Raw genomic sequence first — 14,000 nt, 5'->3', positions numbered from 1 at the left:
CCCGCAACACGCTTGAAAACCATGCCGGCCCGGTTCGTCCGGGCCGGCCATGGTCATGCCCAACGCGCACCCCGCAGCCGATGACGAAATCCGAACTGATCGAGATTCTGACCCGCCGACAGCCGCACCTGAAGCCGGACGACGTCGACCTGGCGGTCAAGTCGCTGCTGGAGATGATGGGAAGCGCGCTGACCCGCGGCGAGCGTATCGAGATCCGTGGCTTCGGCAGTTTTTCCCTGCATTACCGTCCGCCGCGCATGGGGCGCAACCCCAAGACCGGCGACGCCGTGGCCCTGCCGGCCAAGCATGTCCCGCATTTCAAGCCGGGCAAGGAGCTGCGCGAACGCGTCAGCACCGTGGCCCCGATCGAAGAAATCGGCAGCGACTAGCGCGCCACTCGCGCCGTAGCGTCGCTTCCGCAACAAGGGCTTACGCCCAGCCTTCCCCAGCTGGCTGCCTCGGCTAAGCTAGGCGCCATTCGCCTCCTGGAGGGATCCCATGAATATCGTTCGCCTGATCATTGCCCTGGTCTGTCTGGCCATCGGGCTCATCATCGGCATCCTCAATACCCAGCCCATCACGCTCAACCTGCTGGTCACGCAGATCTCGACCGGCTCGGGCGCGGCCATCATCGTCTCGCTGCTGGCCGGCGTGTGCATCGGCGCGCTGATCGTGCTGGCCACCGTGGCCTGGCCGCTGTACGCACGCCTGCGCAAGGCCGGTCGCGTCAGCGCCCCTGCCGCGCGCAACGACGCGGTGCCGCCGGGTCCTGAGTCTGACGCCCGATGGAATTCCTCGACCAGTGGTTCTGGTTCATCCTGTTCGTGCCGCTGGCGGCACTGGTGGGCTGGGTGATCGGCCGTCGTGGCGGCCAGCGCCACAACGTCACCCAGGTCAGCCACCTGTCCAGCACTTACTTCCGCGGCCTGAACTATCTGCTCAACGAGCAGAACGACAAGGCCATCGAGCTGTTCCTGCATGTGGCCGAGCTGGACAAGGAGACTTTCGAGACGCAGGTCGCCCTGGGCCATCTGTTCCGCCGCCGCGGTGAGGTCGATCGCGCCATCCGCCTGCACCAGGGGCTGGTCCAGCGCAACGACCTGACCGACGCGCAGCGCGTGCAGGCCCTGCTGGCGCTGGGCGAGGACTACATGCGCTCGGGCCTGCTCGACCGCGCCGAGACGGTGTTCACCGACCTGGCGCGCATCGACCAGCGCGCCCCGCAGGCGCTGCGTCACCTGATCAGCATCTACCAGGCCGAGCGCGACTGGGAGAAGGCGATCGACAACGCCACGCGCTATGAGGAAGTCACCGGCGAGCCGATGGGCAAGCTGGTGGCGATGTTCCAGTGCGAGCTGGCCGAGCGCTATCGCACGGCCAACGATGTCGAGGCCGCGCGCGCCGCCGTCGCGCGCGCCTATCAGGCCGACGCCAAGAGCGTGCGCGCCGGGATTCTGGAGGGCCGTCTCGAGGTCGAGGCCGGCCACCCGGAGGCCGCGATCCGCGCCTTCGAGCGCGCCGCGCGCCACGACCCGGACTACCTGCCCGAAATCCTGCCCGGGCTGCTGGCCAGCTACGAGCAGGTGGGCGACGTGCCGGGCGCGCGCGCCTTCCTGTCGGAGATGTGCGAGCACTACCGCGGCATCGCGCCGGTGCTGGCGCTGACCCGGCTGGTCGAGCGTCACGATGGCCTGCACCAGGCGCGCGTCTACCTGGCGCGCCAGCTGAAGGATCGGCCTTCGGTGCGCGGCGAGGCGGCGTTGATCGACCTGACCCTGTCCGAGGGCACCGATGCGGACGCCACCCTGCACGACCTCAAGCACATCACCGACCAGCTGCTGGTGCGCAATCCCAGCTATCGCTGCACGCGCTGCGGCTTCGGCGCGCGCACCCACCACTGGCAATGCCCGAGCTGCAAGGAGTGGGGCACGGTCAAGCCGCTGCTGAACTACGCCGTCGTCTGATGCCGCCACTGGCCTATGGCGTCGGTCTGGCCGCGCTTGCCGCGCTCCTGACATGGTTGACGCGCCTCTACGCGCTGCGGCGCGGGCTGATGGATGCCCCGGGCGAGCGGCGCAGTCATCAGATCGCCACCCCGCGCGGCGGCGGGATCGCCATCGTGGCGGTCGTGCTGCTTGGCTGCGTCTGGCAGGCCTGGAACGCGGACGCCGGGCAGGGCACACCCATCGTCCTGTTCGCGGTGGGCTTCGCCCTGGTCGCCGGGATCGGCTGGCTGGACGACCATCGCCCGCTTTCGGCGCGGCTGCGCTTCTCCATCCACCTGATCGCTGCCGCGCTGCTGGCGATCGCGCTGTGGCGGCTGGGGTATGCATTTTGGCTGGTCGTGGCCGGCTTCGTCCTGGCCGCCAGCCTGATCAACATCTGGAATTTCATGGACGGCATCAACGGGCTGGCGGCGAGCCAGGCCGCGATCGCCGCGGCCGGGTTCGCGCTGGTGCTGCCTTCGGCCTGGTCCCTGTTGGCGCTGGCGCTGTGCGCGGGCTGTCTGGGTTTCCTTCCGTTCAACTTTCCGCGGGCCCGCATTTTCCTGGGAGATGTCGGCAGCGGCGCGTTGGGATACGCCTTGGCAGCGCTTACAGCGGTGGCCGCCGCGCAGACTGCCTCGCCGATCCTGGTGCTGCTGCCGCTGACCATGTTCAGCGTTGACGCGGGTTTCACCCTTTCGCGTCGTGTACTGTCTCGCGAGCCGTGGTGGCAGCCGCATACCACGCACGCCTACCAGCGCACCGCCCGTCGTCTGGGGCATACCATGGTGACAGCCGCTTGTGCCATCTTCACGCTGACCGCTACGATCATGATGGTGATGTCATGGCACTGGGACGGATGGTCCGCCCTGGTGATCGCAGCAACTTGCTTTGCCTTCGCCTCATGGACTTGGGTGCGGCTGCAGGCCAGGACCGGATTCCAGGGATGAGGACTGCATGAAGAATTGGCGCTCGCGCCTCTCGGTCACCGTGCCGCGCGTGGCGATCGTGTGCCACGACCTGCTGATGGTGTGGCTGTGCTGGCACGGACTGCATTGGCTGCGCTACGCCATGGTGCCGGGCGCGCCGCCGCTGCCGTGGTGGTCCACCGAAAGCGCCATCGTCCTGATCGCGCAGGGCATCGTGTTCTGGCGCGTCGGCCTGTATCGCGGCCTGTGGCGCTTCGCCAGCGTCCCTGACCTGGCCAACATCTTCAAGGCGGGCCTGATCGGCCTGCTCGCCATCGCCATCTGCTTGGTGATCTACAACCGCATCGACGCGGTCTCGCGCGCGGCGCTGCTGCTGTACCCGTTCGGTCTTGTCGGCCTGCTCGGCCTGCCGCGGCTGCTCTATCGCGCCTGAAGGACCATCAAATCGCCGACGCGGTCGATGTGCGCGCCAAGCGCGTGCTGATCCTGGGCGCGGGCCGCGCCGCCGAGGCGCTGCTGCGCGACCTGCGCCGCAGCGGCGCCTGGGAACCGGTGGGCCTGCTGGACGATGATGAGAAGCTGCAGGGCACCAAGCTGCGTGGCGTGCCGGTGCTGGGCAAGTTGGACGATGCCGCCAACATCGCGCGCGAAACCGCCGCGCGCCTGGTGGTGATCGCGATGCCCTCGCTGGACGCCTCGCAGATGCAGCGCGTGGTCGGCATCTGCGAGAACGCCGGGCTGCCGTTCCGCACGGTGCCGCGTCTGGTCGACATCCTGGAAGGCCGCTCGATGCCGGGCGAGCTGAAGGAGGTCGCGATCGACGACCTGCTCGGCCGCAAGCCGGTGACCCCGGACTGGAAGCTGATCCGCGGCTGGCTCGGTGGCCGCACGGTGCTGGTGACTGGCGCCGGTGGTTCGATCGGCTCGGAACTGTGCCGGCAGTGCGCGCGCCACGGGGCCGCCCGCATCGCGCTGATGGAAATCAGCGAGTGGGCGCTGATCCGCTCGCACCAGGCGCTGACCAAGGCCTTCCCTGATCTGGAAGTGATCCCGTTCCTGGGCAACTGCGGCGATCCGGCGGCCATCCGCCGCGCGCTGGCCATCGTCCAGCCCGACGCGGTCTTCCACGCGGCCGCCTACAAGCACGTGCCGCTGCTCGAAGGCCAGCTGCGCGAGGCGATCCGCAACAACGTGCTGGTGACCGAGACCATGGCGCGCGCCTGTCGCGAGGCCAAGGTCGGCACCTTCGTCTTCATTTCCACCGACAAGGCGGTGGACCCGGCCAACGTGCTGGGCGCCAGCAAGCGCCTGGCCGAGATGACCTGCCAGAGCCTGGACGAGCGGGGCGGCGGCACGCGTTTCACCACGGTGCGCTTCGGCAACGTGCTGGACTCGGCCGGTTCGGTGGTGCCGCTGTTCCGCGAGCAGATCCGCACCGGTGGCCCGGTCACGGTGACCCATCCGGACGTCACCCGGTACTTCATGACCATCCCCGAGGCCTGCCAGCTGATCGTGCAGGCCGCCGCCAGCGCCGCGCATGCCTCGATCTACACGCTGGACATGGGCGAGCCGATCCCGATCCGCATCCTGGCCGAGCAGATGATCCGCCTGGCGGGCAAGCAGCCAGGGCGCGATATCGCCATCACCTATACCGGCCTGCGCCCCGGCGAGAAGCTGCACGAGACGCTGTTCCATGCCGAGGAGCTGTACCGGCCGACCGCGCATTCGAAGATCCTCGAGGCCCGCGCCCGCGACGTCTCGCTCGAGGCTGTCACGCGGGCATTGCAACAGCTGCGTCAAGCTGTCGCCGATTACGATGATGAAACCATGCGCCGCGTGCTGCATGCGGCGATCCCGGAGTTCATCCCGGCGCCGGAGCACGAGGCCATGAACACCGTCGTCCAATTCCCCACTCGAGAGGCCAGGAACCACCGATGACCCAACGTATTCGCAAGGCAGTCTTCCCAGTCGCCGGACTTGGCACGCGCTTTCTGCCGGCCACCAAGACCGTGCCGAAGGAGATGCTGCCCATCATCGACCGGCCGTTGATCCAGTACGCCGTCGATGAGGCGGTCGAGGCCGGTTGCGATACGTTGATCTTCGTCACCAACCGCTACAAGCACGCCATTGGCGATTACTTCGACAAGGCCTACGAGCTCGAGCACCGCCTGGAGCAGTCCGGCAAGCACGAGCTGCTGGAGAAAGTGCGCAAGCCGCTGCCCGATGGCGTGCGCGCGATCTTCGTCACCCAGCCCGAGGCGCTGGGCCTGGGCCATGCGGTGCTGTGCGCCAAGCCGATCGTGGGCGAGGAGCCGTTCGCGGTGATGCTGCCGGACGATCTCATCGTCAACCGCAGCGGCGCCGGCGCGCTCAAGCAGATGGCCGATGCCCATGAGGCCACCGGCGCCAGCCAGATCGCGGTGCAGGACGTCGCCCCGGACAAGACCGACAGCTACGGCATCGTCGCCACCGAGGCGTTCAACGACCGCAGCGGCAAGATTACCGCCATGGTGGAAAAGCCCAAGCCGGCCGATGCGCCGAGCAACCTGGGCGTGGTCGGCCGTTACGTGCTCGACGGCAGCATCTTCAAGCTGCTGGAAGCCACCAAGCCGGGCGCCGGCGGCGAGATCCAGCTGACCGATGCGATCGCCACGCTGCTCCAACAGAAGCCGGTGCATGCGTATCGCTTCAAGGGCACGCGCTTCGACTGCGGCGCGCACATCGGCCTGGTCGAGGCGACCATCAGCTATGCCCTGCACAGCGAGAAGATCGGCGAAGCGGCGGCCAAGGCGATGCGCGAAGCGCTCAAGGAATTGGGTGTGCGCGAGGATTGAGTCCGTTACGCGCGGGCTAGCTCCGACTAAGAAAAAGGCGGCCATGGGCCGCCTTTTTCGTTTCCAGATCCGGACGCCTCCGGCGAGGCTCGGGCCGACGATCTCACCAGCGCAACGATCGATGCCAACTGATGCCGTGGGAGCCGCCATGGCGGCGATCGGGCTTTACCGGTAGAGCTTCATCGCCGCCATGGCGGCTCCCACAACAACACCGAACCCCATCACCGCCGCTGGCACTAGTGCGCTCACCTTCCACGCACGGCTGCCACTAGCGCCTACGGTGGTGTCGTCGGACGAGGCATACCCCCGTCAGTCTCAAAGCGCTTCGAAGATGCCCGCCGCGCCCATGCCGGTGCCGATGCACATGGTCACCATGCCGTACTTCTGCTGGCGGCGGCGCAGGCCGTGGACGATGGTCGCGGTGCGGATGGCACCGGTCGCGCCCAGCGGATGACCCAGGGCGATGGCGCCGCCCAGCGGGTTGACCTTGGACGGGTCGAGCTCGCTGTCGCGGATCACCGCCAGCGACTGCGCGGCGAAGGCCTCGTTGAGCTCGATCCAGTCCAGCTGGTCCTTGGTCAGGCCGGCCTGCTTGAGGGCCTTGGGGATCGCCGCGATCGGGCCGATGCCCATTACTTCCGGGCGTACGCCGGCCACGGAGAAGCTGACGAAGCGCGCCAGCGGGGTCAGCCCGTAGTCCTTGATCGCCTGCTCGGAGGCCAGCAGCACCGCACCGGCGCCGTCGCTCATCTGCGAGGAGTTGCCGGCCGTAACGCTGCCGCCGAACTGGCCGTTGCGGAACACCGGGCGCAGCTTGGCCAAGCCTTCCAGCGAACTGTCCGGGCGCGGGCCTTCGTCGTGTTCCACCCGCAGCTTGCGCAGGGCGATGGTGTTGCCGTCGACGAGATTGGGCTGGTAGGAGTGGATCTCGTACGGGGTGATCTCCGCGGCGAACTCGCCAGCCTGGATCGCGGTGATGGCCTTCTGGTGCGAGGCCAGGGCGAAGGCGTCCTGCTCCTCGCGCGAGACCTTCCATTCCTCGGCCACCTTTTCGGCGGTGATGCCCATGCCGTAGGCGATGGCGACGTGGTCGTCCTTGAACACCGACGGCGACAGGGCGATCTTGTTGCCCATCATCGGCACCATCGACATCGATTCGGTGCCGCCGGCCAGCATCAGGTCGGCATTGCCCAGACGGATCTGGTCGGCCGCCAGCGCCACGGCCTGCAGGCCGGAGGAGCAGAAGCGGTTGATGGTCTGGCCGGCCACGGTATTGGGCAAGCCGGCCAGCAGTACGCCGATGCGCGCCACGTTCATGCCTTGCTCGCCCTCGGGCATGGCGCAGCCGATGATGGCGTCGTCGATGCGGCCCGGGTCGATGCCCGGCGCCTGTGCGACCACGGCCTTGAGCACGTGGGCGAGCATGTCGTCGGGACGGGTGTTGCGGAACATGCCCTTGGGCGCCTTGCCGACCGGCGTGCGGGTGGCGGCGACGATGTAGGCGTCCTGGATCTGCTTGGTCATTTGGCTTTCTCCGAAAGCCGGGAATGGGGAATGGGGAGTCGGGAATCGGGGAGGCGGATTCGCGCGATCTGCAGCAGTCCTATTTCCGGCAGAAATTAGGAGGGAAGGAGGAGTCGGGAGCGCTTTCCACTCCCGGTTCCCAATTCCCGATTCTCAGTTCCTAAGCGGCTTACCCGTCTTGAGCATGTGCCCAATCCGCGCCTGGGTCTTTTCCTGCTGGGCCAGTTCGACGAAGTGGCGACGCTCCAGCCTGAGCAGCCAGTCCTCGTCCACCACCGCGCCACGATCCACTTCGCCGCCGCACAGCACGGTGGCGATGCGGGTGGCGATCTCGTAGTCGTATTCGCTGATGAAGCGGCCTTCCAACATGTTGACCAGCATCATCTTGAAGGTGGCGATGCCGACGTCGCCGGCGACCTGGATGCGGCGCGTGGGCAGGGGCGGGCGATAGCCGGACTCGGCCAGCGCCGCGGCCTCGTTCTTGGCGATGTAGAGCGACTCGTAGGCGTTGAACACGATCTTGTCGGTTGGACGCAGCAGGCCCAGCTCCTGGGCATTGACGGCCGAGTTGGAGACCTTGGCCATGGCGATGGTCTCGAAGGTCTTCTTCAGCTCGGCGAACACGTCGCCGCCAGGCCCCGCGGCCGCCGAGGCGCGCGCGGCCAGTTCCTTCAGGCCACCGCCGGCGGGCAGCAGGCCCACGCCGGCCTCGACCAGGCCGATATAGCTCTCCAGCCCGGCCACGGTCTTGGCGCTGTGCATCTGGAACTCGCAGCCGCCGCCCAGGGCCAGGCCGCGCACGGCGGCCACGACCGGCACCAGCGAATACTTGATGCGCTGACTGGTGGCCTGGAAGTTGGCGACCATCGCCTCGAACTCGGCGATCTTGCCCGCCTGCAGCGCGCCCAGGGCACCGGCCAGATCGGCACCGGCGGAGAAGGGCTCCTTGGGCTGCCAGATCACCAGGCCCTTGAAGTCGCGCTCGGCGCGGCCGACGGCTTCCTGCAGCCCGTCCAGCACCTGGTCCGAGACGGTGTGCATCTTGGTCTTGAAGCTGACCACGGCCACCTCGTCGCCGTCGTGCCACAGGCGTACGCCGTCGTTCTCGTAGACCGTCTCGCCCTGCGGGTACTGCTCGCCCAGCACCGGATCGGGGAAGCGCTGGCGCTTGTAGACCGGCAGCGCCGAGCGCGGCAGCTTGGCGTCCTTGGCCGGGCTGTAGGAGCCTTCCGCACCGTGCACGCCGTCGCGGCCGTCGAACACCCAGTTTGGCAGCGGCGCGCTGCTCATGCTCTTGCCGGCGGCGATGTCGTCGGCGATCCACTGCGCCACCTGCTTCCAGCCGGCGGCCTGCCAGGTCTCGAACGGGCCCAGCGACCAGCCGTAGCCCCAGCGGATGGCCAGGTCCACATCGCGCGCGGTCTCGGCGATATCGGCCAGGTGGTAGGCGCTGTAGTGGAACAGGTCGCGGAAGGTCGCCCACAGGAACTGGGCCTGCGGGTGCTGGCTCTCGCGCAGCTTGGCGAACTTCTCGGCCGGGTTCTTGATCTTCAGGATCTCGACCACTTCCGGCGCGGCGCCACGGTCGGCCGTGCGGTAGTCCTGCTGCTCCAGATCGAGCACCACGATGTCCTTGCCGACCTTGCGGAAGATGCCGGCGCCGGTCTTCTGGCCCAGCGCGCCCTTGGCGATCAGGGCCTCCAGCCACTTGGGCGACTTGAAGAACGCATGCCACGGGTCATCGGGCAGGGTGTCGGCCATGGTCTTGATGACATGGGCCATGGTGTCCAGGCCGACCACGTCGGAGGTGCGGTAGGTCGCCGACTTCGGCCGGCCGACCAGCGGGCCGGTCAGGCCATCGACCTCGTCGAAGCCCAGGCCGAATTCCTGGGTGTGGTGGATGGTGGACAGGATCGAGAACACGCCGATGCGGTTGCCGATGAAGTTCGGCGTGTCCTTGGCATAGACCACGCCCTTGCCCAGCGTAGTGACGAGGAAGCTCTCCAGGCCCTCGAGCACCGCCTTGTCGGTGCCCTTGGCCGGGATCAGCTCGGCCAGATGCATGTAGCGCGGCGGATTGAAGAAGTGCACGCCGCAGAAGCGGTGGCGCAGCTGCTCGGGCAGCACCTCGGCCAGCTTGTTGATGCCCAGGCCCGAGGTGTTGGAGGCCAGCACGGCGTGGTCGGCCACGTACGGGGCGATCTTGGCGTAGAGGTCCTGCTTCCAGTCCATGCGCTCGGCGATGGCCTCGATGATCAGGTCGCAGCCGCGCAGCAGGTCCAGGTCGCTGCCGTAGTTGGCCGGGGTGATGGCCTCGGCCAGCCCCTTGGCCGCCAGCGGGGCGGGGGAGAGCTTGCCCAGGTTGGCGATGGCCTTGAGCACGATGCCGCTGGCCGGGCCCTCCTTGGCGGGCAGGTCGAACAGGATCGTGTCCACGCCCGCATTGGTCAGGTGGGCCGCGATCTGCGCGCCCATCACGCCGGCGCCAAGCACGGCGGCGCGGCGTACAAGCAGTTTCTCAGACATATTCAACAAACCTTTGTTTTGATTGAAATTACGCTTGGACGCTGCCGGCGCGGAAGCCGGCCTCGGCGAAGCGGATGAGTTCACGGGCGGCCAGTTCACGATGCGCCGCTTCGGTAACGCCGGCGGGACGCTTGATCAGGCCGAAGTCGGCCATGGCATAGGTCAGGGCGCCGGCCAGGAAGTCCAGGCGCCAGTACAGCTCCTGCTTGCTCAGGCCCGGCAGGCAGGCGGCGATGGCCTTGGCGAATTCGCGCAGGACATGGCCGTAGTGGTCGGAGAGGAACTTGCGCAGGTTGTCGTTCTTCTCGGCGTAGGCGCGGGCGATCACGCGCACGAAGGCGCCGCCGCCCTGGCCGTCCTGGGCCATGGCCAGGGCCGGTTCGACGAAGGCGGCCAGGATGGGCTCCAGCTCGCCGGGCCGCTTGAGGGCCTGCTCCAGCTGGCCCAGGCGTGCGGCGGTCATCACGTCCATGCGCCGGCGGAAGACCTCGTTGACCAGGTTCTCCTTGGAGCCGAAGTGATAGTTGACCGCGGCGATGTTGACGTCGGCCCGGGTGGTGACCTGGCGCAGGGAGGTGCCGGCGAAGCCATGCAGGGCGAACAGCTCCTCGGCGGCGCCGAGAATGCGGTCCTTGGTCGAGAACTGGGTGCCGGTGACCATGTGAACGGGGGCTCTGAATCAAACGCTTGTTTGAGTTTGCGCCGAGCCCGATCCGGATGTCATGTTGCACTGCGTCAAAGACGCCTGCGGACAGATGCAAGTGGCATTGCAATCCGTTAGAATTGCCGCAGAAATCAAATTCAAGCCCGCGTTTCCACGCGGGTTTTTTCTTAAGCCAACTTGGGTCGAACCTGGCCCCGAACTTCGGAGAACTCTCATGGCGCTGGAGCGCACCCTGTCCATCATCAAGCCGGATGCCGTCGCCAAGAACGTCATCGGCGAGATCTATGCCCGCTTCGAGAAGGCCGGCCTGAAGATCGTGGCCGCCAAGTACAAGCAGCTGTCGCGCCGCGAGGCCGAGGGCTTCTACGCCGTGCACAAGGACCGCCCGTTCTTCAACGCGCTGGTCGAATTCATGATCTCCGGCCCGGTGATGATCCAGGCGCTGGAAGGCGAGAACGCCGTGGCCGCGCACCGCGAGCTGCTGGGCGCCACCAATCCGAAGGACGCCGCGCCGGGCACCATTCGCGCCGACTTCGCCGATTCGATCGACGCCAACGCCGCCCATGGCTCGGACTCGCTGGAGAACGCGGCGATCGAAGTGGCGTACTGGTTCGCCGCCACTGAAGTGGTCTCGCGCTGAGCCTTCGATCAGCCAGATCGCGCCGATTCCCAGCGTGACCACCACCGGCGAGCCGCTCGCCGGTGCGCCGGCGCGCAAGCAGAATCTGCTCGACCTGGACCGGGCGGGCCTGGAGCGCTTCTTCGAGGAGACCCTCGGCGAGAAGCGCTACCGCGCCCACCAGGTGATGAAGTGGATCCATCACCGCTACGTCACCGACTTCGACGGCATGACCGACCTGGGCAAGCCGCTGCGCGCCAAGCTGCAGCAGCACGCCGAGGTGGTGGTGACGAACGTGGTGTTCGACAAGCCCTCCGCCGACGGCACGCACAAGTGGCTGCTGTCGATGGGCGCCGATGGCAAGAACGCCATCGAGACGGTCTACATCCCGGACAAGACCCGCGGCACGCTGTGCGTGTCCTCGCAGGTCGGTTGCGCGCTGAACTGCCAGTTCTGCTCGACCGCCACGCAGGGCTTCAACCGCAACCTGTCCACGGCCGAGATCATCGGCCAGGTCTGGGTGGCCGCGCGCCACCTGGGCAATGTGCCGGCGCAGATCCGCCGCCTCACCAACGTGGTGATGATGGGCATGGGCGAGCCGCTGGCCAATTTCGACAACGTCGTGCGCGCCATGAGCATCATGCGCGACGACCTGGGCTACGGCCTGGCCAGCAAGCGCGTGACGCTGTCCACCGCCGGCATGGTGCCGATGATCGACCGCCTCTCCACCGAGAGCGACGTGTCGCTGGCGGTCTCCCTGCATGCGGCGCAGGACGAACTGCGCAGCCAGCTGGTGCCGCTCAACAAGAAGTACCCGGTCGAGCAGCTGATGGCCGCCTGTGCGCGCTACCTCAAGGCCAGCCCCAAGCGCGACTCGATCACCTTCGAGTACACCCTGATGAAGGGCGTCAACGACCAGCCCGAGCACGCCCGTTCGCTGGCGCGGCTGATGCGCCAGTTCGGCAACCAGATGCAGTCGCGCGAGGCGGGCAAGGTCAATCTGATCCCGTTCAATCCCTTCCCGGGCACGCGCTACGAGCGCTCGGACGAGGCGCAGATCCGCGCGTTCCAGAAGATCCTGCTCGATGCGCAGGTGCTGACGATGGTGCGCCGCACCCGCGGCGACGACATCGATGCGGCCTGCGGCCAGCTCAAGGGCCAGGTCATGGACCGCACCCGGCGCCAGGCCGAGTTCAACCGCCAGCTGCGCGAGCAGGGCCTGGGCGATGCGGCCGCATAACCTCCTGCTCGCCGGGCTGCTCGTGGCCGTGGCCGCGACCGGCTGCTCGCGGCTGACCTTCGTGCGGCCCAAGGGCGGGGTCAAGCCGGTGCAGACGCCGGCCAGCGACTATCACGTCAGCGACGACAAGGCCACGCGCAAGCGGATCGAGGAGAGCGAATCGCTGGGCATGGCCGAGCAGCGCCTGCGCGTGGGCGACCTGGACACCGCCGAGCGCGAGTCGAACAAGGTGCTGCGCGCCAACCCGAAGTCCGCCGCGGCCCACACCATCCTGGCCATCGTCGACGGCGCGCGCGGCGACACCAAGGGCGCCGGCGAGCACTACCGCCAGGCGGCCGAGCTGGCGCCGCAGGACGGCGGCATGATGAACAACTACGGCGCCTGGCTGTGCGCCAACGGCTATCCGGCCGAGGCGCTGGTCTGGTTCGACCGCGCCATCGCCGCGCCCGGCTATCCGACCCCGGCCGCGGCCCTGGCCAACGCCGGCGGCTGCGCCCTGCAGACCGGCCAGTACGAGCGGGTCGAGCGCGACCTGCGCAAGGCGCTGGCGCTGGACCCGAACAATGCCTATGCGCTGCTGTCGATGGCGCGCAACGAACACCGGATCGGCCACGACATGGACGCGCGCGCCTTCATCGAGCGGCGCATCGCGGCTGCACCCGTCGACGCAAGCGTGTTACAACTTGCGGCTGACATTGAGAACAGGCTTGGCGACAAGGCTGCCGCCGAGAGATATCGACAGCGTCTGCGGGCGGAGTTCCCACAAGCCGCTGCGGCAAGTCCCGGGGATAGTGCAAGACCATGATGGATCGCAACACGACCCAACCCGCATCCGGCGAAGCGCAGCAGGCGCAGATCGCCGCGCTGCTGCGCCAGGCGCGCGAGCAGCAGGGCATGACCGTCGCCCAGGCGGGCACCAGGCTCAAGGTGCCGGCCAGGGTGGTCGAGATTCTCGAATCCGGCCAGTGGGAGGCGCTGGGCGCCCCGGTCTTCGTCCGCGGCCACGTGCGCAGCTACGCCCGCGCCCTGGGCGTGGACATCGGCGCCTACCTGGACCAGTCGCTGCTGCAGGCCGTGCGCCCGGTGGAGCTGGTCAGCCGCACCCATACCCCGCGCTACCAGCGCGTGCTGGAGTCCACCGCGCGCCGCGCGGTGTATGTGGTGATCACGGTGTGCTTCTTCGCCGTGCCGTTCTGGCTGGTGGTCTCCAACAATTCAGGCAAGCCGGCACTGAAGACCGCCTCGCTGGACGAAGTGCCCAAGGCCATGGCGCCACTGGCGCCCTCCAACGTCACCGCCGCCGCGCCCGTGGCCGCCCCGGCGCCCGCGCCGCAGGTCGAGCCGGACAACGCCCCGATCACCGCCTCGATGGCGCCGCGCCTGACCCGTGAGACCCCGCCGGCCGCCGCCGCGCTGACGCTCACCTTCAGCGGCGACAGCTGGGTCGACGTGCAGGGCCCCGATGGCCAGAGTCTGGAGCGCGGCCTGCTCAAGGCCGGCCAGACGCGCAGCTTCCAGGCCGGGCAGGTGGCCCGGGTCAAACTGGGCAATGCGAACGCGGTTCAGGTTCAGCGAGCCGGGCGTACGGTGGACCTGACGCCGTATCAGCGGGCCAACGTGGCACGCTTTGCGGTATCCTCCGACGGATCACTCGCGCCGGTTCAGGACTGACCCGCGAA

At 68.0% G+C, this 14,000-nt stretch carries 12 protein-coding genes and 1 pseudogene; 10 read left to right on the top strand and 3 right to left on the bottom strand.

All coding sequences use genetic code 11. The features are described from left to right. Positions 1-80: 80 nt before the first annotated feature. The 6 genes and pseudogenes from ACFJIT_RS07615 to galU all read left to right on the top strand — a co-directional run bounded on the left by ACFJIT_RS07615 (position 81) and on the right by galU (position 5,748). Complete coding sequence (locus ACFJIT_RS07615) at positions 81-389, top strand: integration host factor subunit beta (protein WP_130518672.1); 309 nt, start codon at positions 81-83, stop codon at positions 387-389. Between the two features lie 109 nt (positions 390-498). Next, entirely contained in the window at positions 499-855 is a 357-nt protein-coding gene (locus ACFJIT_RS07610; protein WP_379655479.1) for a hypothetical protein, read from the top strand. Beyond that, positions 786-1,964, top strand: a complete 1,179-nt coding sequence (gene lapB / locus ACFJIT_RS07605; RefSeq protein WP_130518668.1) for a lipopolysaccharide assembly protein LapB — start codon at positions 786-788, stop codon at positions 1,962-1,964. The genes ACFJIT_RS07610 and lapB overlap by 70 nt, the downstream gene beginning before the upstream one ends. Next, a complete protein-coding gene (locus tag ACFJIT_RS07600; RefSeq protein ID WP_379655478.1) occupies positions 1,964-2,935 on the top strand; it encodes a glycosyltransferase family 4 protein in 972 nt (323 codons plus the stop codon). Before lapB ends, ACFJIT_RS07600 begins: the two co-directional genes overlap by 1 nt. 7 nt (positions 2,936-2,942) lie before the next feature. Then, a pseudogene (locus tag ACFJIT_RS07595) lies at positions 2,943-4,852 on the top strand (polysaccharide biosynthesis protein). Further along, complete coding sequence (galU, locus tag ACFJIT_RS07590) at positions 4,849-5,748, top strand: UTP--glucose-1-phosphate uridylyltransferase GalU (RefSeq protein WP_130518664.1); 900 nt, start codon at positions 4,849-4,851, stop codon at positions 5,746-5,748. The pseudogene ACFJIT_RS07595 and the gene galU overlap by 4 nt, the downstream one beginning before the upstream one ends. Positions 5,749-6,063: 315 nt before the next feature. Here the strand turns inward: galU and ACFJIT_RS07585 are convergent, their stop codons facing one another. The 3 genes from ACFJIT_RS07585 to ACFJIT_RS07575 all read right to left on the bottom strand — a co-directional run bounded on the left by ACFJIT_RS07585 (position 6,064) and on the right by ACFJIT_RS07575 (position 10,459). Next, on the bottom strand, positions 6,064-7,272 hold the full coding sequence (locus tag ACFJIT_RS07585) for an acetyl-CoA C-acyltransferase (RefSeq protein ID WP_379655477.1): 1,209 nt from the start codon (positions 7,270-7,272) through the stop codon (positions 6,064-6,066). Positions 7,273-7,425: 153 nt separating this feature from the next. Beyond that, on the bottom strand, positions 7,426-9,798 hold the full coding sequence (locus tag ACFJIT_RS07580; protein ID WP_379655476.1) for a 3-hydroxyacyl-CoA dehydrogenase/enoyl-CoA hydratase family protein: 2,373 nt from the start codon (positions 9,796-9,798) through the stop codon (positions 7,426-7,428). A 28-nt stretch (positions 9,799-9,826) separates the two neighbouring features. Further along, a complete protein-coding gene (locus tag ACFJIT_RS07575; RefSeq protein ID WP_130518658.1) occupies positions 9,827-10,459 on the bottom strand; it encodes a TetR/AcrR family transcriptional regulator in 633 nt (210 codons plus the stop codon). Positions 10,460-10,676: 217 nt separating this feature from the next. Between ACFJIT_RS07575 and ndk the strand changes: the two genes are divergently transcribed. From ndk to ACFJIT_RS07555, 4 genes are read left to right on the top strand one after another with little or no spacing between them, the layout of a single operon-like run. Next, a complete protein-coding gene (ndk, locus tag ACFJIT_RS07570) occupies positions 10,677-11,102 on the top strand; it encodes a nucleoside-diphosphate kinase (RefSeq protein ID WP_130518656.1) in 426 nt (141 codons plus the stop codon). A gap of 34 nt (positions 11,103-11,136) precedes the next feature. Beyond that, complete coding sequence (gene rlmN, locus ACFJIT_RS07565) at positions 11,137-12,321, top strand: 23S rRNA (adenine(2503)-C(2))-methyltransferase RlmN (RefSeq protein ID WP_379655475.1); 1,185 nt, start codon at positions 11,137-11,139, stop codon at positions 12,319-12,321. Beyond that, the gene (gene pilW / locus ACFJIT_RS07560) at positions 12,308-13,126 is read left to right on the top strand and encodes a type IV pilus biogenesis/stability protein PilW (protein WP_130531312.1); all 819 of its coding nucleotides are present in this window, start codon (positions 12,308-12,310) and stop codon (positions 13,124-13,126) included. The genes rlmN and pilW overlap by 14 nt, the downstream gene beginning before the upstream one ends. Further along, entirely contained in the window at positions 13,123-13,992 is an 870-nt protein-coding gene (locus tag ACFJIT_RS07555; RefSeq protein WP_379655474.1) for a helix-turn-helix domain-containing protein, read from the top strand. Before pilW ends, ACFJIT_RS07555 begins: the two co-directional genes overlap by 4 nt. Positions 13,993-14,000: the final 8 nt, after the last annotated feature.

It is taken from the genome of Pseudoxanthomonas sp. UC19_8, assembly GCF_042700505.1.
Taxonomy (GTDB): Bacteria; Pseudomonadota; Gammaproteobacteria; order Xanthomonadales; family Xanthomonadaceae; genus Pseudoxanthomonas_A; species Pseudoxanthomonas_A winnipegensis.
This window is presented reverse-complemented; position numbering and strand designations above follow the sequence as displayed.

Excerpts from the sequence above, each read along its gene's own strand:
- ACFJIT_RS07615 (WP_130518672.1), top strand. The coding sequence starts at position 81 with ATGACGAAATCCGAACTGATCGAGATTCTGACCCGCCGACAGCCGCAC.
- ACFJIT_RS07610 (WP_379655479.1), top strand. The coding sequence starts at position 499 with ATGAATATCGTTCGCCTGATCATTGCCCTGGTCTGTCTGGCCATCGGG.
- lapB (WP_130518668.1), top strand. The coding sequence starts at position 786 with ATGGAATTCCTCGACCAGTGGTTCTGGTTCATCCTGTTCGTGCCGCTG.
- ACFJIT_RS07600 (WP_379655478.1), top strand. The coding sequence starts at position 1,964 with ATGCCGCCACTGGCCTATGGCGTCGGTCTGGCCGCGCTTGCCGCGCTC.
- galU (WP_130518664.1), top strand. The coding sequence starts at position 4,849 with ATGACCCAACGTATTCGCAAGGCAGTCTTCCCAGTCGCCGGACTTGGC.
- ACFJIT_RS07585 (WP_379655477.1), bottom strand. The coding sequence starts at position 7,272 with ATGACCAAGCAGATCCAGGACGCCTACATCGTCGCCGCCACCCGCACG.
- ACFJIT_RS07580 (WP_379655476.1), bottom strand. The coding sequence starts at position 9,798 with ATGTCTGAGAAACTGCTTGTACGCCGCGCCGCCGTGCTTGGCGCCGGC.
- ACFJIT_RS07575 (WP_130518658.1), bottom strand. The coding sequence starts at position 10,459 with ATGGTCACCGGCACCCAGTTCTCGACCAAGGACCGCATTCTCGGCGCC.
- ndk (WP_130518656.1), top strand. The coding sequence starts at position 10,677 with ATGGCGCTGGAGCGCACCCTGTCCATCATCAAGCCGGATGCCGTCGCC.
- pilW (WP_130531312.1), top strand. The coding sequence starts at position 12,308 with ATGCGGCCGCATAACCTCCTGCTCGCCGGGCTGCTCGTGGCCGTGGCC.
- ACFJIT_RS07555 (WP_379655474.1), top strand. The coding sequence starts at position 13,123 with ATGATGGATCGCAACACGACCCAACCCGCATCCGGCGAAGCGCAGCAG.